The organism is Roseateles sp. 22389 (genome assembly GCF_052044995.1).
Classification (GTDB): Bacteria; Pseudomonadota; Gammaproteobacteria; order Burkholderiales; family Burkholderiaceae_C; genus Roseateles.
Genome location: NZ_JBQEOF010000001.1, coordinates 513,986 through 536,323 on the forward strand (window position 1 = coordinate 513,986; position 22,338 = coordinate 536,323).

A 22,338-nucleotide genomic window follows, 5' to 3' on the forward strand; every position below is an offset into this window, starting at 1 on the left:
GCTCCCGGTGAGGATGCGGACCTTCAGGCCGCGGTCGGCAGTTCGAGCTTGACGCTCGGGAAATCGATCTCGACCAGGCTGGCCTTGCCCAGGATGTTGGTCAGGAAGTTCATGCCGACGTGGGTGATGATTTCGACGATCTGCGCCTCGTCGACGCCGGCGGCGCGCAGCTCGGTCAGCTCCAGCGCGGACACCTCGCCGCGCTTGTCCATCAGGCTGCGCGCGAATTTCAGGATCGCGGCGGAGCTGTCGTCGTCGCTGGTGCCGGCACGGGCCGCGGCGATCTCCTCGGCCGACAGGCCGGTCTTGCGCCCGATCGCCGTGTGCGCGGAGACGCAGTACTGGCAGCCGTTCTGCTGCGCCAGCGCCAGGGCGATGCGTTCGCGGTCCAGCGGGTCCAGGCTGCCGCCGTTGGCGATGCCGTACAGGCCGAGGAAGGCCTGCAGTGCGGTGGTCGAGTTGGCGAAGACCTTCAGGAAGTTGGGGACCATGCCGAGCTGGCCCTGGATCGCGTCGAGCAGGGCTTTCTGCTCGGGCGTGGCGGTGGCGGGTTCGACGACGTGGATGCGGCTCATGGCGGTTCTCCGGTGGGTTGAGGGTGAGCGGATGGTGGCCCTCGCGCTCCGCGGAGAGAATCGGCGCGGCTGGGAAATGACTCTTTCTGGATCAGAAAAGATATGGACAAGCTCGATGCCATGGCCATCTTCGTGGCCGTCGTTCAGGAGGGCGGGTTCTCCGCGGCGGCGCGGCGGCTCGGCGTGTCCGCGCCGGTGGTCACGCGCGCGGTGAGCGAGCTCGAGGCGGCGATGAACGTGCGCCTGCTGCTGCGCACCACGCGCGTGGTCAAGGTCACCGAGGTCGGCGAGCGCTATGCGCAGGACTGCCGGCGCGTGCTCGGCGAACTGGAGGAGATCGAGCAGGCGGCGACTGGCTCGCACGGCGCGGTGCGTGGCAAGCTCGTCGTCAGCGCCTCGGTGATGTACGGGCGGCTCAAGTTGAACGAGGTGGTGCTGGCCTACCTGGCGCGTTATCCGGAGACCGAGGTCGAGTGCCGTTTCCTGGATCGCAATGTCAACCTGCTGAGCGAGGACGTGGACGTGGCGATCCGCATCGGCGACCTGCCGGATGCTTCCTTCCACGCGACGCCACTGGCCTCGGTGCGGCGCATCCTGTGCGCGTCGCCCGCGTACCTGAAGCAGCACGGGACGCCGAAGCAGCTGAAGGATCTCGCGAAGCACTCGGTGATCGCGGCGCTTGGGCTGGAGCCGGGATCGGAGTGGAAGTTCCGTGAGGGCGCGGGCGTGGACGCGCCGATCGTCTCGGTGCCGATCCGCGCTCGACTCGCCACCAACAGCAATGACCACGCCATTGCGGCGGCGTGCGATGGGTTTGGCGTCACGCGAGTGCTGTCGTACATGGTCGAGGAGCAGATCGCTTCAGGCGCGCTCGTGGAGGTGCTCCCGAAGTGCGCGCCACCCGCCGTGCCGGTGCAGGCGCTGCAGCATCAGGGGAAGCGAGCGTCGCGCAAGGTGAGGGCGTTCATTGACCTGGCGGTGGAGAGGTTGAGGGGGTAGGGCGCCGCCGCGAGCGGGCCACGTGGACGACCGGCGGCTTGACCGGCGCGAAGCGGCGGGGCTTCCACTCGATGAAAGGCCTGGACCGAGTCCTCGGTACGCTCACTCCGGTCAAGGGGCCAGTAGTGTTCCAAGGAACGCGAGCAGCAGAAGTGCGCCCCCGGGAATCACGGCCAGCCAGTCCCAGCCGCGTACGGACGCATTGCGCTTGTGGAGTGGGCTCACCTGCGCATTCAACCTGTTCGCGCACGCCTGCACGGGAAGGAGGAATGCGAAAGCGAGCAGCGAGAGCCACCAGTACGGATCTGGAAGCTTCCAGAGCAAGGTGGCGACGATCCAACCGACGGCCAAGCTCCCGGCGGCGAGGGGCGAGCTGCCATTTTTCTCGATGTCGTAAGCGCGAATCCGGGCAAAGCACTGGTAGCAATAGAAGAGCGCGACCAGCGCTCTCAGCGCCGGTGCGATGTTGCTTTGCTCCCGGTGCCTGATGCATCTCCAGTTGCGATAGAACCAGTAGATCTCATACAGGCCGAGCGTGCAGACGCTCATGACGACGAGCTTGGACAGCGAGACGGCAAAGAACGGGGGCTCCGAGGACGCCTGTCGGGAAGGAAGGTCTGCGACTTGGAAGTCTGGAGATGCGTACGGGTTCGCGCTCATGGGTGGTTGGATGGCGATCAGGGCCGGGTGGCCCATGGTTGAAGCGCCGTCTTCAATTGGGCCCAGGCGTCGGGACTGAAGCGCTCTTTGGCGAGTATGGCGACGCGAGGCTTCAGCGGCGAGGTCCACTTGATGGCAATGCCAGCGTCACGCACGGTAAGCGCGACGATGTCCCTGCGCTGAACCCGCACCGTCGACTTGCTGTCCGTGAGGGCTATCTCATCGGCGCCAAGCTCGACCTCCCGCCACCGGCCACGCGATGCGATTGCCCAGAGAGACAGGGCGGAGAACGAGACGGCAACGCCGGCGATGAGCACCGCTGAGTAGTTGCTCCACACGGCGAAGGCCGTCCAACAGGCAACGGGCACCAGCAGGCGTATAGCGGCGAAGGCGATGGCGGAGCGAGGAGCCTCAGCCAGAAATCGGATGGTCATGGGGAAGAGATCGTGGAGTCGGTTTCTCGCGACGCGTGGAACCCATTCAGGAAACGAGCGCCGGGCGCGGAATGATGCGTGATCAGGCTCGCATCGGACTTCCAGATATTCCCGTATCGATGCGGTCCTTAGGCGGAATCTTCCGAATGGCATCGGCGCGGGGAGTGGACAGGGCCACTGCCGCCATGGAGCGTCGACTAGCCTCGGCTGCGAAGGGGCAGGCGCTTCATCGCGGAGCTCGATTCGGACATGCGGTCTGTCCCGTTGGTATTTCAGTCCATCGCATCCGCGTCGACTCGCCTACGCGGTGCCCCGATTAGTCGATTGCAAAGATAGACTGGGAGTGCCATGCTCATGAATTAAAGACGCATGGCGCCAGTTCCGTTTCTATGTTCTTTCTGTTTTTCGTCATTCAGGTCGCGACACTGTTCATGGTGCTCTATGTGTGGCGCCGAAGTTCATACATTGGCGCCTACATCTCTTCGCTAGTGGGAGCTTGGATTGCAATGGTGGTTGGAGTGTCTGGGCACGTCGTTGCTCTCGCCAACTTGCTGTGGATCGTGCCACTGGGCTGGTGGCTTTTCGCGCTTGCCAAGTCCGTTGGCGCACCGCGATCAAGTGATAAGCGACGACCGTAGTGGCGAAACCGGTCTCGAGTTCGCGGCACGATGCATGGCACTTCGCCGAAGTGTGTTAGGCGCTTCAGTTTGAATGTTGACCATCACCAGCAATGGAGCCGCTCGGCGTGCTGCACATCGCGCAGAAGCGCGCCTGCGGGGTCCTAAGCGGCTTACCGCAATGTGAGCAAGCGGGGCCGTACAGGCTCAGTCGATGATGGAACAGCGCGTTCGGGTTGCCTTCCTTGAACCCAGTGATGCGCTCGTACTGCACCAGCGCCTCCCGCCCAAAGCCCTCTCGCGTCGCTTCGGCAAGAGAGCACCCATGGGCCTCCCGATACGCTTTGATTTGGGCGACCCCGTTGGCGAGGTGAGGCGCCACCAAATCCCACTCCTCCTCCGTGAGCATGGGAATGTCCATGCGGCAGCGCCAACAATAGATCGTCTTGGGCATAGGTTGAAATGTCGCGGTTGATCCAGTCAGCCCAAGCAGGCTAGAGGGGTACATAACGATGGCGGCTCAGGAAGGACCCTACTCATCGAATGTCCACTCTCGCTGCGTATCCGCTGCTGCTTCGGATTTGGTAGCGGTCAGCAGGGGTAGGAGTAGGGTTTGACCTGCACAAACGGCTTGATTTGGAGACGAAATCCGTAAGCGGCGGCTGTCGTTTCGTCGAAGCGCCCCATGAACGCATTGGCTGCCGCGAACTCGATGCAGACTCCCCGCTTGTCCCGGACAACGCGCGCGGCCGGGCAGCCCAGCAGTTGGAGATCGAGCACAGGCTCAGACTGCTGACGGTGGAAGAGCTTGAGCGAGACATCTCCATCAAGCGGATAAATACCGAGTTCGATGGTTGCCCCATTTCGCTCAAGTTGGTAGATGTAGGACGTGCCGTACTCGCCTTCCAGTGGTGCAACTTCCAGCACGTCCAGAAAATCAACGGGGTTCCAAGCAAGATCAGGCATAGAAGTTTCGCTGCGACGCTGACAGTCATTCTGCTCGAAGCGTGGGCGAGTTGGGACGCCTTGGAGTCACTGACCGCCGTCGCTTTCGCTACGCCAGAGCGGGGCCGGGTTCCCTGCCATTGGCTTGGACCTTCCGGCATCACGTCGGCTAGGAACTGCTAGTCGGTCGACCGATTCAGCTTTTCCTGAAGCCACTCATCCCGGTCGCCAATCTTGGGTGGCTTGCCCGACACCTGTCGCTCAACGTTCAAGGTAGGCGGCCGAGACAGCGCAGTTGGCGCAAGTCCTCCCGACCAGGGAGCTATGCGGCATTCCGAGCCCGTGACGGCAGCCACGCACCAAGGGCAAAACTGGCTGGCAACGCAATGGACCAGAGTGCAATGCGGGTCAGTGACGCGGTGGCTGGGAATTGCGCAAGGAAGACATACAGGACCACAAGCACGAATAGGGCTGTCGCCGCAAAGTGTGAGTGGGCGGGGCTTATGCGCGTTGCGACGTATCCGACCGAAAACACGGACAAGCAGCAGGCGCTTGTGGCTGCAAGCCAAAGGTTGCTATCGGCCCACGCACGTGCGCTCGACCGGGGATCTGCGTAAGGCGCGCCGTCGGCAAAAGCAATGAGATATGGCTCCGCTATCACCGACAGAACGAAGATAAGAAGGAGCGCCATGGCACCCACGACGAATGCGATCCCACTCCTGCGGAACTTCAATGGTGAGGACTGCTGGCTATTCACGCCGCATGACGCTTGAGTTCAGTCGGTCGGCCAGCGAAGCTGGCGCAGGTCGATTGCAATGGATGGTTGGACGTCACTGACTACTTCCGAGTTGGTATGGCCATGCTGATAACCGACATTGGCCGGTTCATAGGGCCAAGCATACTTCTAGGAAACGGTCGTTGGTCAACGGCTGCTCGTAGCCGAGTTCTGCCACCCTACCACTACGGGTTAAAGGGCCGAAATCGCTGCAGAACGGTCCGAAGCTCCAGGCTGAAAGCAGCCTATCGCACGGCTGGAACGACATGCGCCGAGATCATGACGTCATCAACGTCAATGACCAGTAGTCTTCAGCGCCGCTCAGTGGACACCGTCCCGGCTCTCGAGCGAGTCCAGCATTAACTGCGCATCCGAATACCCTTGTTGGATCGAGGTCCGATACCACTTGCGCGCCTGCGCCAAATCGACCGGCACCGCAATGGCGCCGTAGTGATAGCGGATGGCCACCTGAAACGAATACACATCGTCCGCTCCCGCGACTGCCGCAGCTGACAGGTGCTCGAAGCTTCTGGCTGCCTGCACCTCGTAGTCCGCGTTTCCGAGTCGCATCTCGTAGGCGCTGTGGAGTTCCAGGTGACCGAGGATGTCGAGCGGCTCGACCTCGATATGCGCCGCGTCGACGATTGCGGCCGCCTCGTCGTCGTCGATCCCTGCTTCGTCGGCCATGCGAGCCAGCATCGCGCGAGCCGCCACCACACCCGAAGCCGCCCATGGGCGAACCAGCTCTATGGCCTCAGCGTATCGATTCTCGACCTTGAGTTCCAAGACCTGATGACGGAGCTTTGTATCCATGGTGGCGGATGCTATCGCGGGCGGCGACGACCGCGACTTCTGAGCGCGTCGCGAAGCCGCTTCAAGCTGAGGGCTGTGTGAGAACTCCTCCAACGGTCCGTTTTCGGGGTCTCGACAACATTTACGAGGCACGAAGTTCCGTGCGCTGGCAGACGACGAAGATCGCCGCAGCGACGATCAGGAACGGCGCGATCAGCCACGCGAGAACGATCATTAGCTCGATGGGCTTCAATCTGCTGCCTTATGTCCGTTGCAAGCCTATCCGCGGTAAGGTCGCTCCTCGCTCCAGCATTTCATTTCAGACGGTCATGAACCTCCTGCTCGAATCAACGAATGCAGTCCCGTACTTCACGGACGTCGGTGGCACTTTGCGCGCCCTCGGCGTCGACGCATCCGAGTTTGACTGGTACGTGAGTGACACCGAAACGAATGTCCTCTTTGATGGCCTTCCCCAGACCGACGGCTGGGTGACAGGCCCAGAGCTGGCTCGATGCCTCATGTATTCCAACCTGCAGTTCATTTGGGGCGTCTTCAACGCTTTCCCGCGCGGCAAGCGTGTTGAGGTGCTACGGCCTCCGGCTGCGGACGGAAATACGCGATTCTGGCGGGATGCCGATGCCTTGACGCCGCAACTGGAAGGCGCACTGTTCGAGTTGGTCTGCTGGGACAGCGCTGCAACCATTCTGGTGGGCATTACGCCTGAGCAGGCGGCCCATTACATGGCGACCCACCCCGAGGCCAAACTGCTCCGCGATGCGGCTTGACGACGCCTCTGCAGTCACCGCCCTTAGGCGGCTTTCGTCGTGCGGCCTTGTGTTGCCATTCTCTGGCGAGCAGCGACTCTAGCTGCTTGGACATGTCGCCGTGGCCCCCGGCCAGATGCGGACATGCGCCGCTCACAACGACCTATCCACGAATTCAACAAAGCGCCAGCAGCCCGCGCGCCCGGAGAACTTGTACCTCATCTCCATGTCGGAGCCTTCCCGAAACACAGTCACCTGCATGGTGTCGGTGGAGGGCATCGTCGTGCGGACGTTCAGACCTTCCTGACGTTGATACGTTGCTATCGTTTTCCACTGAAGGAAGTCGTCCTTGGAGATCCGCTTCCAAACAGGCGCACTGCCATCAACACCCGCATCGTCGCGTCCGTACTCCCAGTGAGCGGTTGGAAGTGGAAATTGGGTCCGCTCCACCGAGAACGCTTGATCGGTTGAGAACCGAGCGAAGAACGCGTTGAATTCCTCCGGTCGGGACGGGCTGCACGTCTCCGCCCACCCCGGGGCGGCCGTCCAGATGAGCACCGCGATGATCGCGGGCTTAGCGGTGGATAAGGTGGGCAGCATGATCCGAACTCGCTTCTACTTCGACTCGATCGATGAAGAGTTTCCATGCGGCCCCTGCGAGCCATTCATCAATCAGCACGGGAATTGGCAACGGAGCGAGCATAGGCGTTCAACGCTCACCTGAACTGATACGACGCCGCCAGGTAAAAGAACCTCCCCCGCGGATCCGTATAGCTCGGGTCATAGCCCGAAATGAAGAAGTAAGCCTGGTTCGAGAACGGCGGTGCCGTGTTGAACAGGTTCTTCACCCCCGCCCTGAGCGTGAGGGCGGCGGTCGCTTCCCAGCCGCCCGACAGGTCCCACAGCGAGTACGCCTTGACCTTGTTCTTCCCCACCACCAGCCCCGTGTTGGTATCGATCGCCGAGTTCTGGTCGTCGTAGCCGCTGTAGAACGAGTTCGCGAGGTTGACGCTCCACGGACCGCGCGACCAGTCGAAGTTGACCCGATGCCGCCACCGCTGCACCACGCCATCGGTGACGAAGCGCCCGAGGTTGCTGATGTAGGGATCGCCGTCGCCGGTCTGCTTCTTCGAGCTCAGCGTCAACGTCCCCACCAGCTTGACGCCGAAGCGCCCCATCGCGGTCGCCGGCGAGCGGTACTGCAGCGTGATGTCCAGGCCGGACGCCTTCTGCTTGCCGCGGTTCTCCTTGCGCAACTCGATGAAGCAGATCTCGGAGTCGTCGGGGTCGTAGTCGCAGCCCGCAATGCCTTCGTCCTCGTTGTAGCGGTGCACCAGCGGCTCGTACTTGTCGAGGTTGGCGAGGATCACGTCGTCGCCCAGCGTGCTGATCAGGTCGCGTTTCTCGATGCGCCAGTAGTCCAGGCCGAAGCTCCATTCCGGCGTCGGATCCGCGAGCATGCCGATCGAGAACTGCCGCGACTTCTCCGGCTTCAGGTTGGCATTCGAATAGGTCCGCGTCTCCCAGTTGTTGGCGCAGAAGCCCAGGTCGTTGTCGTTCTCGCGCATGCACACCGGATCGGGCAGCGTCGCCGTCTCGCCGGTCTTCACCGAGCGGTAGAGGTCGTTCATCGACGGCGCACGGAAACCGGTCCCGGCCGAGGCGCGGAAGGTCAGGTTGTCCAGCGGTGCATAACGCAGGCTGACCTTCGGATTGGTGGTGGCGCCGACCTTCTGGTAATGGTCGTGGCGCAGCGCGAATTGCAACTCCCACGCCTTGGTGATCGGTGCGAGCAGCTCGCCATACGCCGCCCACACCTTGCGGGAATTGCTGGTGAATTGCGCGTCGCCCGGCGTCGGGTCGCCGACGATCTCATCCGAGATCAGCAGGTCGCTCGCCGCCGACGAGGACTTCTCGCGCCGCAGCTCGCCGCCCAGCGCGATCGCGAGGTCGCCGCCGCCCAGCTTGGCCAGGCTGCGGGTGAACTTGGCATCGAGGCTGTCCATCGAGCCGCGGGCGCGGCGCACTTCCTGGTTGATGTTGTTGTCCCGCAGGAAGGCCAGCCCGGCCTCGCTCGACGGACCGAAGGGATTGAGCAGGCCGTCCGCGAAGGCCTGCATCGTCTCGGTGTAGGGCAGGTAGCCGCGCACGTCGCGGTCGGACACGCGGTTGACGCTGTGGTTGTAGCCCCAGTCGTAGTCCCAGGCGCCGAGCGTGCCCGTCATGCCGACGACGACCCGGCTGCCGGTACTGGTCAGTTCGCTCGCGCGCGGGCCGGCCTCCAGCATGCGGGTGCGCACGGTGATGAGCCGGTCGTCCGGCAGCGCGTCGCCCAGGCCGGTCGCCGCCAGCGCCGGGATCATCGAGACATCCAGGTCCGCGTCGATCCGGTTGCTGGTGCCGACGTACCAGCTCTTGCTGCGGGTGTAGGCCGCCTCGATGAAGGCCTCGTGCCGGTCGCCCAGCTTGAGCACGCCGCGGCCCAGGAAGCTGCCCTTGTCCGTCTTCGGATAGAGCTCCAGGTCGCGCATGTAGTCGTAAGTGCAGCCGTCGACGCCGCCAATGCCGTCGGGCAGGTAGAGCGAGTGCGGCGGCTGGCAGGTCGGCGCGCTCAGGTTGATCGTGCGCGTGGTGATGGGCCTGCCATTGATCGCGAAGCCCTGCGACTCGAGGTAGTCGAGCTGGTCGCCGCCCAGGCGGATGTTGCCGGGGAAGCTGGCCGAGGACAGCAGATGCGGCAGTCGCTCCGGGATGCGGAGGTCGGAGATGAAGTCGCGCTGCGAGGTGCGCAGCGCGCTGGTCTTCTGCAGGTCCAGCACCCCCATCAGGTTGAAGCCGTCGCGCGCCAGGTCGCCATGGCCGGCGGCGATCGACGCGGTGCGCTTGCCCGCGCCGCCCTCGCCGGACTTTCCCGCGTAGACGTCCAGCTGCACGCCCTGGTAGTCCTTGCGGGTGATGAAGTTGATGACGCCGCCGATCGCATCGGTGCCGTAGATCGCGGACGCGCCATCGAGCAGCACCTCCACGCGCTCGATCGCCGCGGCCGGGATGTTGTTGAGGTCGACGCCGTTGTCGTCGCCCGGCGAGGCGAAGTTGGCCATGCGCCGGCCATTCAGCAGCACCAGCGTCGACGAGGTGCCCAGGCCGCGCAGGTTGGCCGAATTGAAGCCCATCTGGTCGCGGAAGCCGCCGGTGCTGATGCTGACGCCGTCGGTGAGGTTGTTGCTGAGCGAGGAGACCGTCGCCATCAGCTCGGCCGCGGTGGTGACGCCGGCCTTGACGATGTCGTTGCGGGTCAGCACCTGCACCGGCAGCGCCCCCTCGTCGGCGATGCGCTTGATCGCGGAACCGGTGATCTGCACCCGCTGCAGCTGTTGCGGCGGGGCGGAGGCGGCCGTCTCGGGCGCGGCGACCTGCGCCTGCGCGAGGCCGCAGAGCGCGCCCAGCGCGGCGACCGCGCAGGATCGCGGCAGGTACGGCGGGCACGGCGGACGTTTCGCGACACGGGGGGAAGGGACGGTCATGGCGGGCTCCCTGAGGCCGTTGGAGGATGGCTCTGACGGACCAGTCTAGGGACCGGCCCGGCACCGGCAAGGGTGATCTCCCGCGACAGTCGCGACGAAGCAACTGCGGTGTGACCAACAGTCACCCGCCGGTGGGGACGCGACGCTATCGTCCCCTCCTGCGCTCCCCCTTCGTCCGATCCGCCCCGTCATTGGGGCGGCTTCCTCCGGTTACGTGATGCCGCCGGTGCGCGGTGTGAGGCCTTGACGATGTTCGATCGCTGTTCCCTGCGCCGCGTTGCCGGCGCCTTCGGCCTGGTGCTGGTCCTGGCCGCAATGCCGGCCCGGGCGGCCGCTCCCACCGCCCCCGGCGCGCCGACGCCCACCAGACCGGCGGGGACCAAGCCCGCCGTCGTCGCCCCCGCGCTTGCAGCGTCCGCGGTGCCCGCGGCGTCCGTTCCCCAGGCAACGCCTGGCCCCGGCGCCGATGTCCCCATTAAAGGCCACGCGATGGCGATCGGCGGCGCCCTGAAGGCGGACAACGACGAGGTCTGGAACCGGCTGATCGCGCTGGCGGGCGGGCGCGGCGCGCGGTTCGTCGTCTTCGGCACGGCCGCCGAGGACCCGGAGGCCAGCGCCAAGCAGGTGGTCGAGCAACTGCAGCGCCGCGGCGCGGTGGCCGAGGCGCTGCCGGTCGCGCCGAAGTTCTCGTGGGTCGACCTGAACAAGGTGGTGCGCGACGCCGCGCTGATCGCCAAGGTGCGCAACGCCAAGGGCATCTTCTTCACCGGCGGCTCGCAGGAGCGCATCGTCGACGTGCTCTTCCCGGGCGGCCACTCGACGCCGATGCTCGATGCCATCTGGGACGTCTACCGCAAGGGCGGCGTCGTGGCCGGCACCTCGGCGGGCGCCGCGATCATGAGCACGGTGATGTTCCGGGACGCGCCCAGCGTGATCAGCATCCTCAAGGGCCAGTGGGAGGAGGGCAAGCAGATCGACCGCGGACTGGGCTTCGTCGGGCCGGGGCTGTTCGTCGACCAGCACTTCCTCAAGCGTGGCCGCTTCGGCCGCATGGTGCCGCTGATGCTGGCCAAGGGCTACCAACTGGGCCTGGGCGTGGACGAGAACTCCGCCGCCGTGATCCGCGGCGACGAGGTCGAGATCCTCGGCCACAAGGGGGCCTTGCTGGTCGACCTCAGCGAGGCGAGCTCGGACCGCGCGCTCGGCGTCTTCAACCTGAAGAACGCCAGGCTCACCTACCTCGATCACGGCGACCGCATGAACCTGCGCACGCGCGGCGTGACGCCGTCGGCGCTGAAGCTGCGCGGCCAGAAGCTGGAGCCCGGCGCGCCGGACTACAAGCCCTACTACACGCTGCCGCAGTTCTACACGGACATGCTGGGCGACTCGACCATCTCGACCGCGATGTCCATCCTCATCGACAGCGTGCAGCCCGAGTTCCGCGGCCTGAGCTTCGAGGCGGCGCCGAAGGCGGGGGATGCGCTGGCCGACCTCGGTTTCCTCTTCCGCCTCTACAAGGGCCCCGGCAGCATCGGCTGGAGCACCGACGAGCTCGGCCCCGAGGACTACACCGTGGTCAACCTGTACCTGGACGTCACGCCGGTGCGCATGCCGCAACCGCTGTTCGGCCCCTGGCCCGGCGACCGGCGCCCGCGGCAGTCCGCCACACCGGAGGAACCGCCGGCCGGCGAGCGCCCGCAGCAGCCCTGAGGCGACGCAAAGCCGCTAGCATGCGGCGTTCGCTCATTCCTGGAGTCTGCTGCGTTGTCGCGAAATCCTCTCACCCTTGGGCGGGCCCTCGCCCGGGCGGCCACGCTGCTGGTCGCGGTGGCGCTCGGCCTGCCCGCCGCGGCGCAGACGCGCCCCGCGCCGGAGGCCCAGCCGGCGCCCTCGCCGCAGCGGCCGCCCTTGTCCGCACCGCCCGTCGTGGCGCCGTCCGTCGTCGCGCCGCCCGCCAGCGCCCCGCTGCCCAGCACGGCCGCGGCCAGCCAGGCGATGGCCTCGGCCCCGGTCTCCGCCAGCGCCCGCCGGCTCTATGACCGCAGCCGCGCCCAGCTGCTGCAGGTCCGCACGCTCTTCAACGGCAGCCAGGCCTCGGTGGGGTCCGGCTTCGTCGTCAGCGCGCAGGGCCACGTCATCACGAATTACCACGTGATCAGCCAGCATGCGCTCGAGCCCGAGCGCTACCGGCTGCAATACCAGACCCCGGAAGGCGACGGCGGCGACATCGTCCTGCTCGACTTCGACGCCCGTCGCGACCTGGCACTGCTGCGCATCGTCGCCAAGGGCGGCGATGCCAAGGCCGATCCCAAGGGCGTCGTCGCGCGCATGACGGCCACGCCGCTGGCCTTCCGCAAGGCCGACCAGCCGCTGGCCAAGGGCGAGCGCATCTACTCGATGGGCAACCCGCACGACGTCGCGTTCGCCGTGGTCGAGGGCACCTACAACGGCCTGGTCGAGCGCAGCTTCGATCCGCTGATCTACTACTCCGGCTCCATCAACCCCGGCATGAGTGGCGGCCCGGTGCTGGACGAGGACGGCGAGATCGTCGGCATCAACGTGTCGACGATGATCTTCGCGCAGCAGATGAGCTTCCTGGTGCCGGCGCAGCACGCCGCCGCGCTGCTGGCGCGCAGCCGCGACGCCGCGCCGATGAAGGGCGCGGCCTGGCCCAAGCTGCGCGAGCAGCTGATGGCCTACCAGGAGGAGCTGTCGCGCAACTTCCTGGCCCAGCCCTGGCGCACGCTGACGCACCCGCGCTACCGCTTCCCGATTCCGCAGGAGCAGTACATGCGCTGCTGGGGCAGCGGCACCTCCGCGGACGCGCAGGGCCTGCAGATGCAGCGCACGCAATGCCGGATGGAGCACGCGCTGTTCATCAGCGAGTCCCTGCAGACCGGCTACTTCGGCGTGACCGAGGAGGTCTACGACGGCAGCAAGCTGGGCCCTGTCCGCTTCTCGACGATCTATTCGGCCAGCTTCCGCAACGAGCGCCTGGGCGGTCCCGACCGCGACCGCACCGCGCCGTACTGCCGCGAGGACTTCGTCCAGCAGAAGGACGGCCCGCCGCTGCGCGCGGTCGCCTGCCTGCGCGCCTACCGCAAGCTCGACGGGCTGTTCGACCTGACGGTGCTGGTCACCAACGTCGACGCCGCCACCGAGGGCGCGCTGGGCCGCTTCGACGCCCGCGGCGTCAGCTTCGCGAATGCCACCCAGCTGACGCGTCATTACCTGCAAGGATTCGCATGGACGCGGTGATCGAGATCGTCGACCGGGACGGTCATTGCCGGGAAACCCACAAGGTGCGGGCCTGGCCGCTGCGCATCGGGCGCTCGCCCGACTGCGACCTGGTGCTGGCCGATCCGCACCTGGCCGGCGCCCATGCGCTGCTGCACTGGGACGACGCCGGGACGGACGCGGCGCCGGCCGCCTCGGGCCCGGTGCTGGAGCTGCTGCCCAGTCACAACGGCGGCTGGCTCGACGGCCACCGGATCGCCGCCGGCAGCCGCGCGGCCTGGCCGTCGTCGGCGCTGCTGCAACTGGGCACGACCCGGCTGCGGCTGCGCACCTCGCTGGATCCGCTGCCGGCGGAAAAGCCGATGAACCGCGCCGACGAGCCGGTGCGGCGCGACGCCCGGCCGTCGTGGGCGCTGCCGACGCTGCTGGCGGTCTGGGCGCTGCTGCTGTGGGGCTCGAACTGGGCCGCCAACGACGGCAGCGCGACCTGGGTCGACACCGTCAGCGCGCTGCTGGCGCCGGTGGGCGTGGCGCTGATCTGGGCCGCGCTGTGGGCGCTGGTGACGCAGCTCTTCCGGCACTGGTTCGCGTTTGGCGCCCACCTGTGGCGGGCGCTGGTGGCGACGGTGGCGATGCAGCTCTTCGACCTGCTGCTGCCGCTGCTGGCCTACATGTTCAACCTGCCGCGCCTGCTGGCCCTGGAGACGCTGGTGATGTCGGTCGGCGCCGCGCTGCTGCTGTGGTGGCATGCGACGGTGGTGTGGCCGCGGGCGTCGCGGCGTCTGGCGGTGGGCATCGGCGCGATGTGCGTCGTCGGCCTGGTGCTGACCGTCGGCCGGCGTACCGAGCAGCAGTACTGGCTCGGTCCCAACTACATGGCCACCCTGCCGCCGCCGGCCTTGCGCGTCGCCACGCCGCAGCCGGTGGACAGCTTCATCGACGGCATGGCGCGCCTCGAGGCCCCGCTGCTGAAGCAGGCGGAGAAGCGCAACGACCAGACGGGCGGCAGCGGCGACAACGAGGAGTGACGAGCGGCGTCGCTCAGGCCGCGATCGCGGGCGCGGGCGCGGCCGGTGGCGAGCGCCGCCGCCGCAGCCACGCGACCACCGGCAATTCGAGGCAGCGCCCGATCAGCCAGCCGCCGGTGACGGCCGCCAGGACCGCGATCGAGAAGATGAGCGCCTCGGGCAGCGCGTGATAGACGCCGACCTTGGCCATCGACGCGAGCACGATGTTGATCAGCAGGCAGTGCGCCAGGTACAGCGAGTACGAGGCCGCGCCCAGCTGGACGAGCAGCGCCGGCACGCGCACCGACCGGCGGCGCTCCATCGCGACCAGCGTCGCGAGCACCAGCGCCGAGGCCAGCCCCAGCGCCACGCGACCACCGAAGGCGTGCGGCCCCTGCGGCCCGAGCCGTTCATACAGCACCGCGGCGACGAAGGCCGCGGCCGCCAGCAGCCATTGCCCGCGCACCAGCGGCAGCGTCGCGCGGCGCGCCATCAGCCCGGTGGCGACGCCCATCAGGAACTGCAGGCAGTGCGGATCGCCGAGCTTCCAGGGCAGGGCGGCCGGCAACTGGCCGAAGGCCTGCGCGATCACCAGCGTGGCCCACAGCGCGTACAGCGCCAGGCCGCCGCGCAGGTGCAGCAGCAGCACGCAGAAGCTCAGGTAGAAGAGCACCTCGTACTGCAGCGACCAGGCCACACCGACGTATTCCGGCGTGCCGCCGCCGATCCACAGCAGCAGCGTGCCGGGGAGGTCCTCGGCGCCCAGTTCCGAGACCGGCGTGCGTCCGGTCGCCAGGCGGGCCAGGATCGACGGGCCGGCGGTCATCGCCAGCACCATCCAGTAGATCGGGAACACGCGCACGAAGCGCTTCCACAGGTAGCCCGCGCAGCGCGCCGCGCCGCCGCCGAGCTCCGCGTGGTGGACGAAGGTGATGATGAAGCCGCTCAGGACGAAGAAGAAGTCGACGCCGGCATACCCGAAGTCGAACAGGCCTCCGAGCCCGACGTGGCCCGAGAACTGCGGCACCCGCATCAGATGGGTCGCGTGCATCAGCACCACCGCCAGTGCGGCGATCGCGCGGGCGGCCTCGATGGAGGCGAGCTTGGGGGCGTGGCGGTCGGTCGGGGCCATCGGGCGGCGCTGCTGCGGGAAAACCAGGGCAGACCGCACGGTATGTCGAGGCCGGCCCGCGTGGCCGTCGTCCGTCCCCCAGGGCGGGGGAACTCGTCGAGGGGACTAGGTTCTAGGGGGGCGGGCGGCCTCAGGCCGACAGGCGCTTTTCCATGAAGACGGACAGCGGGTCGTCGGTGTAGTCGCCGAAGGGGGCGCGGCGGTCATAACCCAGGCGCTCGTAGAGCTTGAGCGCCTCCGGCTGGTGCACGCCGGTTTCCAGGCGCGCCAGTCCGATGCCTCGTGCCCTGAGATGGGACTCGAGCTCTTCCATCAGCACCTTGGAAATGCCGCGTCCCCGGAAATGCGGCTGGACGAACACCCGCTTGATCTCGCCGTACGGACCGTCGGCGTCGTCGACGACCTTCACCGCCGCGCAGCCGGCCAGCCATTCCGCAAGCCAGACGCCAATGAAGCGCACCTGCGGCTGGGCCAGCGCCTGGGGATCCAGGAGGTGGTTGCTTTCGCCGGGGTAGAGGGCCGCCATGTACGCGTCCGACTGCGCCAGCAGGGACATCGCGGCGGGGCTGTGGGGGTCCAGGGGTTCGATCTGCATGCCTGCACGGTAGCAACCGATGTGCCCAGCGCGCGGGAAATCCCTGAAAGCCTTTGCAAGCCAACGTTCGCTTGCAAATCGTCATAAAGGTGAAGCAAGCCGATAGGCCGGATTCTGTGCGCGGCTCCTCTTGCGATTCGCCACGTGACCGCCATTCATCTGGGCCGGGCATCACTGCCTGGCTCGGTGCCACCTACCCGCCAGCTCTGCGAGCCGCATCAACGCTGGCCTACTTGGTGTTGCTGCGCGTAGAGATTGCCCGTTTCACCCGAAACCGGCTTGCACCGGTCCCGACTCGTCTCTGTTGCTCTGATCCTCGGCTTTCGCCGGGCAGCCGTTAGCTGCTACGCCGCTCTATGCAGTCCGGACCTTCCTCCAGTGCCGTGTTTCCACGATCGCACCAGCGGCGGTCTGGCTTGCTTCACGGGGCGAGAGTTTAACCGCGTGGCCGCCTCGGCTTCGCTTTGGGCGCCCCGCGTCGTTGCGAATCCTCACCATAGCTGAGCTATGGCTCCGGTTCGCGCCTAGCGGGGCATCCCAAAGCGAAACCGCTTCGGCCACGCGGTGCGTTGGGTGTCAGGGCTTGCCTGCAAGGATCGCTTCGATGGTTTGCTGGACCGCGAGCGCTTCGGCGAAGCCCGGCAGGCTGTGCGAGCGGCCTTCCAGCATCGCGGCCCAGTGACCGAGCTGGTCGGTCATGCCGTTCATGCGCAGGGTCTCGGCATCGCCCAGGCTCTGCACACGCTCGCCCTGGCGCTGCTGCGTCACGCCGAACCAGTCCCGCAACTCGATCTCGCCTTCGCTGGCGCGCCACAGCATGCGGTTGTCGTCCGCGCGCTCGCCGCCGATGCCCGCGCTGATCATGACCGGCACGCCCGCCGCGCTCAGCTCCGCCTCGACGGACAGCTCCGAGCCGATGCCGTCCGCGGGATACACGACCTCGCTGCGCACGACGCGCGCCGGGCCCAGCACCCGCTGCAGCACGAAGATGAAATGCGACAGCACCTCGCGCGTGAAGCCGCCCTCGGCGCGCTGCGACAGCCAGGCGCCCGCGCCGGCCTGCCAGGGCCGCGGCCAGGCGGCGAAGCGCAGGTCGATGCGCACATCCCGCAGCGCCCCCAGCGGCCGCCGCGACGCCGCGCCGAAGGCCAGCTGCAGCTGCGCCAGGCCGGTCGACGACGCGAGCGAATAGTTGACCGCGGCCCGGCGCCGCTCCTGCTCGATGCGCTCGATGCAGGCGCGAGCGGCGGCGAAGTCGGTGGTGAGCGGCTTCTCGCACAGCACCGGCAGCCCGGCGTCGAAGGCGCGCTCGGACAGCGCGATGTGCGGCCCCGGCGGCGTGGCGATGTACAGGCCATGCAGGCCGGGCTCGCGGATCAGCGCCTCGGCGCTGCTGGCGGCGCGCAGCATCGGGTCGTTCGCCAGCACCTGCGCCAGCACCACCGGGTTCTCGTCCCAGACCTGGGTGACGCGCAGTCGCGCATGCCCGGCCAGCCGCGCCAGCATCCGCTGGCCCATCACGCCCAGTCCCACCACCCCAATGCTCAACACGCCTGGCACCGCCGTCTCCGCCCGAAGTTCCGCAAAAGCCCCGCAGTGTAGGGGGGCCGCCACAGCGCGGGCCGCCGCCCGGCGGACCCGGGCGACTCGCGCACGCCCGTCCCGCAAGCGGTGTGCCCGGGCGGCATGACGGCCGGTGCGACAGCCCGGGCGGGGGTATCGTCGGCGGCTTCTCGCACGCTCGCATCGCCCCACGCATGAATCCCGAAGCCAGCCAACTGTGGCGCGCGCCACGCTGGGCCCTCGCCATCCTGCTGGCCGCGCTGGCCACGGTGGGGCCCTTCTCGATCGACACCTACATCCCGGCCTTCGCCGGCATCGCCAAGGCACTCGACGCCACGCCGGTCGAGATGCAGCAGACCCTGTCCGGCTACCTGCTGGGCTTCGCGGTGATGAACCTGTTCCACGGCGCGCTGTCCGACAGCTTCGGCCGGCGCCCGGTGGTGCTATGGGGCATGGCGGTGTTCGCGCTGTCGTCGATGGGCTGCGCGCTCGCGGGCAGCATCGGCCAGCTGGTGTTCTGGCGCACCGTGCAGGGCCTGTCCGCGGGCGCCGGCGTGGTGGTCTCGCGCGCCATCATCCGCGACATGTTCCCGCCCTCCGAGGCCCAGCGGGTGATGTCCCAGGTGACGATCTTCTTCGGCCTGGCGCCCGCGATCGCGCCGATGATCGGCGGCTTCCTCTACGTCCACGCCGACTGGCACGCGATCTTCTGGTTCCTGGTCTTCGTCGGCGCGCTGCTGTTCGCCGTCACCTGGCGCCTGATGCCCGAGACGCTGCACCGCGACCACCGCCAACCCTTCCACGTCGGCTCGCTGCTGCGCGGCTACCGCTCGCTGGTGGGCAGCCGCCGCTTCCTGCTGCTGGCGCTGGCCAGCGGCATCCCGTTCAACGGCATGTTCCTGTACGTGCTGGCCGCGCCGGTGTTCCTGGGCGAGCACCTGGGCCTGGCGCCCACGCAGTTCTTCTGGTTCTTCCTGTTCAGCATCGGCGGGATCATGGGTGGCGCCTGGCTCAGCGGCCGCCTGGCCGGCCGGATCGCGCCGCGCAAGCAGATCCGGCGCGGCTTCTTCATCATGGGCTTCACGTCCATCGCCAACATCGTCTGCAACCTGACGCTGCCGCACAGCGTGTTCTGGGCCTTCCCGCTGATCAGCAGCTTCGCCTTCGGCTGGGCGCTGATGGTGCCGGTGGTGACGCTGCTGGTGCTGGACCAGGCGCCCGAGCGCCGCGGCATGGCGTCTTCCCTGCAGGCCTGCATCGGCAGCGCCGCCAACGGGCTGGTCGCCGGCGTGCTGGTGCCGCTGGTGATGCATTCCATGCTGACCCTGGCCCTCGCCTCGGCCGGGATGATGTGCATCGGCCTGGTCGCCTGGACCTGGGTCAAGCGCGAGGTGTCCACGCCCGCGGCGTGACGTCCACCCGCCGGTCACCCTCAAGAAGGCCGGCCATCCTCCGAAATAGGGAAGGTGCGCCGGACCCACGTCCGGACGCCGTCGCGCATCCCGCCGACGGCGGGCACACCGAAGTCCTGCGGAGCGATCCATGTCCCACCGTCCCGGCCTCGGCACCTGGTTGCCGGCCGTCCTGTGTCTGTCCCTGCTGTCCGGCGGCCCGGCCCTGGCCGCCGACGCGCCCGCGTCCGCGCCCAAGGCGCCCCCCGCCAGCGATGCGGGTGAGCCCCTGCGCGACCGCCTCGCGGAGCGCCTCAAGGACGACGCGGCCACCCTCAAGCTGAACGCGAAGAAGGCGCCGACCGACGTCCGCACGAACAACCCGGTCGACCAGCGCGCGCGCCGCGCGGCGGCCAAGCCGGCGGCGGCGGCCTCGGCCGCCCGGTCGACCACCCCCTGGGCCTACACCGGCGAGGGGGCGCCCGACCGCTGGGGCCAGCTCGAGCCCGAATTCCGCCAATGCGCGATCGGCACCCGGCAGAGCCCCATCGACCTGCGCGACACCATCAAGGTCGACCAGGAGCGCATCCGCTTCGACTACAAGTCCAGCGCCTTCTCGGTGGTGGACAACGGCCACACGGTCCAGGTGAACGTGGCGCCGGGCAACTCGCTGCAGCTCATGGGCCGGCGCTACGAGCTGCAGCAGTTCCATTTCCATCGCCCCAGCGAGGAGCGCATCAACGGCCGCCAGTACGACATGGTGGCCCACCTCGTCCACAAGGATGCCGAGGGCCGGCTCGCCATCCTGGCGGTGCTGCTGGAGCGCGGCCAGGATCAGGCGCTGATCCAGACGGTCTGGAACCATCTGCCGCTGGAGCGCGGCGACACCTACAACGCGCCAGTGCCGATCGACCTCAACCAGCTGCTGCCCGCGGAGCGGGGCTACTTCTCCTACATGGGCTCGCTGACGACACCGCCCTGCACCGAGGGCGTGCTGTGGCTGGTGCTGCGCCAGCCGGTGCAGCTGTCGACCCAGCAGATCTCGGTGTTCTCGCACCTGTACCCGATGAACGCGCGGCCGCTGCAGGCGCAGTCCGGCCGCCTCATCAAGGAATCGAACTGAGGGCCCGCGCCCTCGATGGCTGAGCCGTGGGAGCGTCGTCTCCCGCTTGGGCCGGCGTCGTGACGAGCGTCACGGCGTCGGCCGTCTTCTTGGTGGAAACCCTTGGTTATCACTGGCGCTCACCGCACAATCCCGGCCGCCGCGCGCCAGAAGCCATCACGCGTTTGATCTTGGTCATGGACGGCGCGGCCGGAACCTCAATTGCCCTTTCCCTCCGTGGAGGGGCGCCCCATCCCCCCAGGACACCCCCGCCGTGATGAAGACCATCAAGTCGCGCCTGATCGCGATCAGCATCCTGATCGTCGTCGCCGCCGTCGCGCTCGCCACCTTCGCCAGCTACTGGGCCGTACGCGATCACGCCCGTCGCCAGGTGCAGGCCCAGTTGACCGATCTCGCCACCGCCAACGCCAACGGCGTCGCCGCGTGGGTGAAGACGCAGAAGGACGTGGTCGCCGCGATGGCGCCGGCCGCGCAGCTCGAGGACCCCCGTCCGGTGCTGACCCAGGCGCTGCAGTCCGGGCGGCTGGACCTGGCCTATGTCGGCGGCGCCGACAAGCGGATGATCTCCATCCCCGACCGCCAGCGCCCCGCCGACTACGACCCGACCGGCCGCGGCTGGTACAAGCTGGCGTCCGCGACCGACCAGCCGGTGATCACCGCGCCCTACGTGGCGGCCTCCAGCAAGAAGCTGGTCGTGACCTTCGCCAGCGCGGTGCGCGCGGGCGGCGAGCTCAAGGCGGTGACCGGCACCGACGTGGCGCTGGACGACATCGTCGCGACGATGAAGTCGATCAAGCCGACCGCCAGCGGCTTCGCGATGCTGCTGGACAAGCAGGGCACCGTGATCGCCCACCCGGACGCGGCCCTGACGCTCAAGCCGGTGAAGGACCTGTCGGCGGCGATCGACGGCGCGCTGCTGACGACCGCGCACGGCGACGAACCGACGCTGGCCGAGGTGGGGGCGCATCGCTTCTTCCTGAAGGCCGTGGATGTGCCGGGCACCGACTGGGTGCTGGTGGCCGCGGCCGAGCGCAACGAGGCGCTGGCGGCGCTGTCGGACGTGCTGCGCAACGCGGGCCTGACGATGCTGGTGGTGACGGCGGTGGCGGCGCTGGTGGCGGCCGCGGCCGTCGGCGCGCTGCTGAGCGGCCTGGCCGGCATCAAGCGCGCGATGAACGACATCGGCGCCGGCGAGGGCGACCTCAGCCAGCGCCTGCAGGTGCGCGGCGAGGACGAGATCGCCGACATCTCCCGTGGCTTCAACCAGTTCGTCCACAAGATCGAGCAGGTGATGCTGCAGGTGCGCGAGACCAGCCAGTCGATCGCGGTCGCCTCGCGCCAGATCGCCGCCGGCAACCACGACCTGAGCCAGCGCACCGAGGAGACGGCCAGCAACCTGCAGGAGACGGCCAGCTCCATGGAGGAGCTCAACAGCACCGTCGCCAACAGCGCCGCCAATGCCGACCAGGCGCGCCAGTTGGCCGACACCGCCAGCCGCGTCGCGCGCCAGGGCGGCGAGGCGATGGGGCAGGTGGTCTCGACGATGCAGGAGATCAGCACGAGCTCGCGCCAGATCGGCGACATCATCGGCGTCATCGACGGCATCGCGTTCCAGACCAACATCCTGGCGCTGAACGCGGCGGTGGAGGCGGCGCGCGCCGGCGAGCAGGGCCGCGGCTTCGCGGTGGTGGCGGGCGAGGTGCGGGCGCTGGCGCAGCGCTCGGCCGGCGCGGCCAAGGAGATCAAGTCACTGATCACCGCCAGCGTCGAGCGTGTCGAGACCGGCACGCGGCAGGTCTCGACCGCCGGCGAGACGATGAACGAGGTGGTGGGCAGCGTGCAGCGCGTGGCGCAGATGATCGGCGAGATCAGCCACACCGCGCAGGAGCAGAGCCACGGCATCGGGCAGGTCAACGTGGCGGTCGCGCAGCTCGACCAGGTCACGCAGCAGAACGCGTCGCTGGTCGAGGAATCGGCCGCCGCCGCCGAGAGCCTCAAGGACCAGGCCCAGAAGCTGGCCGACGTGGTCGGCACCTTCCGCCTGAGCGCCGGTCAGTCCGGACCGACGGACTTCTGACCCGCCCGCCAGCGTCGCCCACAAGCCCAGCCCTCCCCGCCCCGATGAACTCCCTCTCCCCGCTGCGCGGGGAGAGCAACTGTGTTCCAAGTCAAGCGCTAATCAGGCTAGCGCGGGCTGTGGATAAG

General features: G+C 67.8%; 19 protein-coding genes and 1 other RNA gene. 8 read left to right on the forward strand and 12 right to left on the reverse strand.

Annotation, left to right across the window (positions count from 1 at the left end; all coding sequences use genetic code 11):
* Positions 1-23: 23 nt before the first annotated feature.
* The gene (locus ACTJKJ_RS02255; protein ID WP_440819456.1) at positions 24-575 is read right to left on the reverse strand and encodes a carboxymuconolactone decarboxylase family protein; all 552 of its coding nucleotides are present in this window, start codon (positions 573-575) and stop codon (positions 24-26) included.
* Between the two features lie 102 nt (positions 576-677).
* Between ACTJKJ_RS02255 and ACTJKJ_RS02260 the strand changes: the two genes are divergently transcribed.
* Positions 678-1,574 (forward strand): LysR family transcriptional regulator, encoded by an 897-nt coding sequence (locus ACTJKJ_RS02260; protein WP_297386071.1) that lies wholly within the window; start codon positions 678-680, stop codon positions 1,572-1,574.
* A 111-nt stretch (positions 1,575-1,685) separates the two neighbouring features.
* Here the strand turns inward: ACTJKJ_RS02260 and ACTJKJ_RS02265 are convergent, their stop codons facing one another.
* From ACTJKJ_RS02265 to ACTJKJ_RS02285, 5 genes are all read right to left on the reverse strand, one after another.
* On the reverse strand, positions 1,686-2,234 hold the full coding sequence (locus ACTJKJ_RS02265; RefSeq protein ID WP_297386069.1) for a hypothetical protein: 549 nt from the start codon (positions 2,232-2,234) through the stop codon (positions 1,686-1,688).
* Positions 2,235-2,251: 17 nt separating this feature from the next.
* Positions 2,252-2,668, reverse strand: a complete 417-nt coding sequence (locus ACTJKJ_RS02270) for a hypothetical protein (RefSeq protein WP_297386067.1) — start codon at positions 2,666-2,668, stop codon at positions 2,252-2,254.
* Between the two features lie 702 nt (positions 2,669-3,370).
* Positions 3,371-3,706: a hypothetical protein gene (locus ACTJKJ_RS02275; protein ID WP_440819457.1), complete on the reverse strand. Its 336-nt coding sequence runs from the start codon at positions 3,704-3,706 to the stop codon at positions 3,371-3,373.
* A gap of 170 nt (positions 3,707-3,876) precedes the next feature.
* Positions 3,877-4,251, reverse strand: a complete 375-nt coding sequence (locus ACTJKJ_RS02280; protein WP_297386063.1) for a hypothetical protein — start codon at positions 4,249-4,251, stop codon at positions 3,877-3,879.
* A 1,075-nt stretch (positions 4,252-5,326) separates the two neighbouring features.
* Positions 5,327-5,818: a hypothetical protein gene (locus ACTJKJ_RS02285; protein WP_297386062.1), complete on the reverse strand. Its 492-nt coding sequence runs from the start codon at positions 5,816-5,818 to the stop codon at positions 5,327-5,329.
* A 140-nt stretch (positions 5,819-5,958) separates the two neighbouring features.
* On the opposite strand from ACTJKJ_RS02285, the gene ACTJKJ_RS02290 reads away from it, so the two are divergent.
* Positions 5,959-6,582, forward strand: a complete 624-nt coding sequence (locus ACTJKJ_RS02290; RefSeq protein ID WP_297386060.1) for a hypothetical protein — start codon at positions 5,959-5,961, stop codon at positions 6,580-6,582.
* A gap of 132 nt (positions 6,583-6,714) precedes the next feature.
* Here ACTJKJ_RS02290 and ACTJKJ_RS02295 read toward each other — a convergent pair whose 3' ends face one another.
* Together ACTJKJ_RS02295 and ACTJKJ_RS02300 are read right to left on the reverse strand one after the other, a co-directional pair.
* Positions 6,715-7,161: a hypothetical protein gene (locus ACTJKJ_RS02295; protein WP_297386058.1), complete on the reverse strand. Its 447-nt coding sequence runs from the start codon at positions 7,159-7,161 to the stop codon at positions 6,715-6,717.
* A gap of 116 nt (positions 7,162-7,277) precedes the next feature.
* Positions 7,278-10,085 (reverse strand): TonB-dependent receptor, encoded by a 2,808-nt coding sequence (locus tag ACTJKJ_RS02300; RefSeq protein WP_440819458.1) that lies wholly within the window; start codon positions 10,083-10,085, stop codon positions 7,278-7,280.
* Between the two features lie 249 nt (positions 10,086-10,334).
* On the opposite strand from ACTJKJ_RS02300, the gene ACTJKJ_RS02305 reads away from it, so the two are divergent.
* Genes ACTJKJ_RS02305 through ACTJKJ_RS02315 form a run of 3 tightly spaced genes read left to right on the forward strand, consistent with a single transcriptional unit; the run spans position 10,335 to position 14,350 of the window.
* Complete coding sequence (locus tag ACTJKJ_RS02305; protein WP_440819459.1) at positions 10,335-11,795, forward strand: cyanophycinase; 1,461 nt, start codon at positions 10,335-10,337, stop codon at positions 11,793-11,795.
* Positions 11,796-11,849: 54 nt separating this feature from the next.
* A complete protein-coding gene (locus ACTJKJ_RS02310) occupies positions 11,850-13,343 on the forward strand; it encodes a trypsin-like peptidase domain-containing protein (protein ID WP_440819460.1) in 1,494 nt (497 codons plus the stop codon).
* Entirely contained in the window at positions 13,331-14,350 is a 1,020-nt protein-coding gene (locus ACTJKJ_RS02315) for an FHA domain-containing protein (protein ID WP_440819461.1), read from the forward strand. Before ACTJKJ_RS02310 ends, ACTJKJ_RS02315 begins: the two co-directional genes overlap by 13 nt.
* A gap of 13 nt (positions 14,351-14,363) precedes the next feature.
* Here ACTJKJ_RS02315 and ACTJKJ_RS02320 read toward each other — a convergent pair whose 3' ends face one another.
* The 4 genes from ACTJKJ_RS02320 to ACTJKJ_RS02335 form a co-directional block, all read right to left on the reverse strand.
* Positions 14,364-15,461, reverse strand: coding sequence for an acyltransferase family protein (locus ACTJKJ_RS02320; RefSeq protein ID WP_297386050.1), 1,098 nt, complete (start codon positions 15,459-15,461; stop codon positions 14,364-14,366).
* A 130-nt stretch (positions 15,462-15,591) separates the two neighbouring features.
* Positions 15,592-16,056: a GNAT family N-acetyltransferase gene (locus ACTJKJ_RS02325; protein ID WP_297386048.1), complete on the reverse strand. Its 465-nt coding sequence runs from the start codon at positions 16,054-16,056 to the stop codon at positions 15,592-15,594.
* 87 nt (positions 16,057-16,143) lie between these two features.
* Positions 16,144-16,479: RNase P RNA component class A (rnpB, locus tag ACTJKJ_RS02330), an RNA gene on the reverse strand.
* Between the two features lie 153 nt (positions 16,480-16,632).
* The gene (locus ACTJKJ_RS02335; protein ID WP_440819462.1) at positions 16,633-17,616 is read right to left on the reverse strand and encodes a Gfo/Idh/MocA family protein; all 984 of its coding nucleotides are present in this window, start codon (positions 17,614-17,616) and stop codon (positions 16,633-16,635) included.
* Positions 17,617-17,813: 197 nt separating this feature from the next.
* Here ACTJKJ_RS02335 and ACTJKJ_RS02340 point away from each other — a divergent pair, with 197 nt between their 5' ends.
* The 3 genes from ACTJKJ_RS02340 (at position 17,814) to ACTJKJ_RS02350 (ending at position 22,210) form a co-directional block, all read left to right on the forward strand.
* Positions 17,814-19,031, forward strand: coding sequence for a multidrug effflux MFS transporter (locus ACTJKJ_RS02340; protein WP_440819463.1), 1,218 nt, complete (start codon positions 17,814-17,816; stop codon positions 19,029-19,031).
* 130 nt (positions 19,032-19,161) lie between these two features.
* Positions 19,162-20,133: a carbonic anhydrase gene (locus ACTJKJ_RS02345; protein WP_440819464.1), complete on the forward strand. Its 972-nt coding sequence runs from the start codon at positions 19,162-19,164 to the stop codon at positions 20,131-20,133.
* A 256-nt stretch (positions 20,134-20,389) separates the two neighbouring features.
* Positions 20,390-22,210 (forward strand): methyl-accepting chemotaxis protein, encoded by a 1,821-nt coding sequence (locus ACTJKJ_RS02350; protein ID WP_440819465.1) that lies wholly within the window; start codon positions 20,390-20,392, stop codon positions 22,208-22,210.
* Positions 22,211-22,338 lie beyond the last annotated feature (128 nt).

Bases quoted from the DNA above. Each gene is read 5' to 3' on its own strand.
- ACTJKJ_RS02255 (WP_440819456.1), bottom strand. From the start codon at position 575: ATGAGCCGCATCCACGTCGTCGAACCCGCCACCGCCACGCCCGAGCAG.
- ACTJKJ_RS02260 (WP_297386071.1), top strand. From the start codon at position 678: ATGGACAAGCTCGATGCCATGGCCATCTTCGTGGCCGTCGTTCAGGAG.
- ACTJKJ_RS02265 (WP_297386069.1), bottom strand. From the start codon at position 2,234: ATGAGCGCGAACCCGTACGCATCTCCAGACTTCCAAGTCGCAGACCTT.
- ACTJKJ_RS02270 (WP_297386067.1), bottom strand. From the start codon at position 2,668: ATGACCATCCGATTTCTGGCTGAGGCTCCTCGCTCCGCCATCGCCTTC.
- ACTJKJ_RS02275 (WP_440819457.1), bottom strand. From the start codon at position 3,706: ATGGACATTCCCATGCTCACGGAGGAGGAGTGGGATTTGGTGGCGCCT.
- ACTJKJ_RS02280 (WP_297386063.1), bottom strand. From the start codon at position 4,251: ATGCCTGATCTTGCTTGGAACCCCGTTGATTTTCTGGACGTGCTGGAA.
- ACTJKJ_RS02285 (WP_297386062.1), bottom strand. From the start codon at position 5,818: ATGGATACAAAGCTCCGTCATCAGGTCTTGGAACTCAAGGTCGAGAAT.
- ACTJKJ_RS02295 (WP_297386058.1), bottom strand. From the start codon at position 7,161: ATGCTGCCCACCTTATCCACCGCTAAGCCCGCGATCATCGCGGTGCTC.
- ACTJKJ_RS02300 (WP_440819458.1), bottom strand. From the start codon at position 10,085: ATGACCGTCCCTTCCCCCCGTGTCGCGAAACGTCCGCCGTGCCCGCCG.
- ACTJKJ_RS02305 (WP_440819459.1), top strand. From the start codon at position 10,335: ATGTTCGATCGCTGTTCCCTGCGCCGCGTTGCCGGCGCCTTCGGCCTG.
- ACTJKJ_RS02315 (WP_440819461.1), top strand. From the start codon at position 13,331: ATGGACGCGGTGATCGAGATCGTCGACCGGGACGGTCATTGCCGGGAA.
- ACTJKJ_RS02320 (WP_297386050.1), bottom strand. From the start codon at position 15,461: ATGGCCCCGACCGACCGCCACGCCCCCAAGCTCGCCTCCATCGAGGCC.
- ACTJKJ_RS02325 (WP_297386048.1), bottom strand. From the start codon at position 16,056: ATGCAGATCGAACCCCTGGACCCCCACAGCCCCGCCGCGATGTCCCTG.
- ACTJKJ_RS02340 (WP_440819463.1), top strand. From the start codon at position 17,814: ATGAATCCCGAAGCCAGCCAACTGTGGCGCGCGCCACGCTGGGCCCTC.
- ACTJKJ_RS02345 (WP_440819464.1), top strand. From the start codon at position 19,162: ATGTCCCACCGTCCCGGCCTCGGCACCTGGTTGCCGGCCGTCCTGTGT.
- ACTJKJ_RS02350 (WP_440819465.1), top strand. From the start codon at position 20,390: ATGAAGACCATCAAGTCGCGCCTGATCGCGATCAGCATCCTGATCGTC.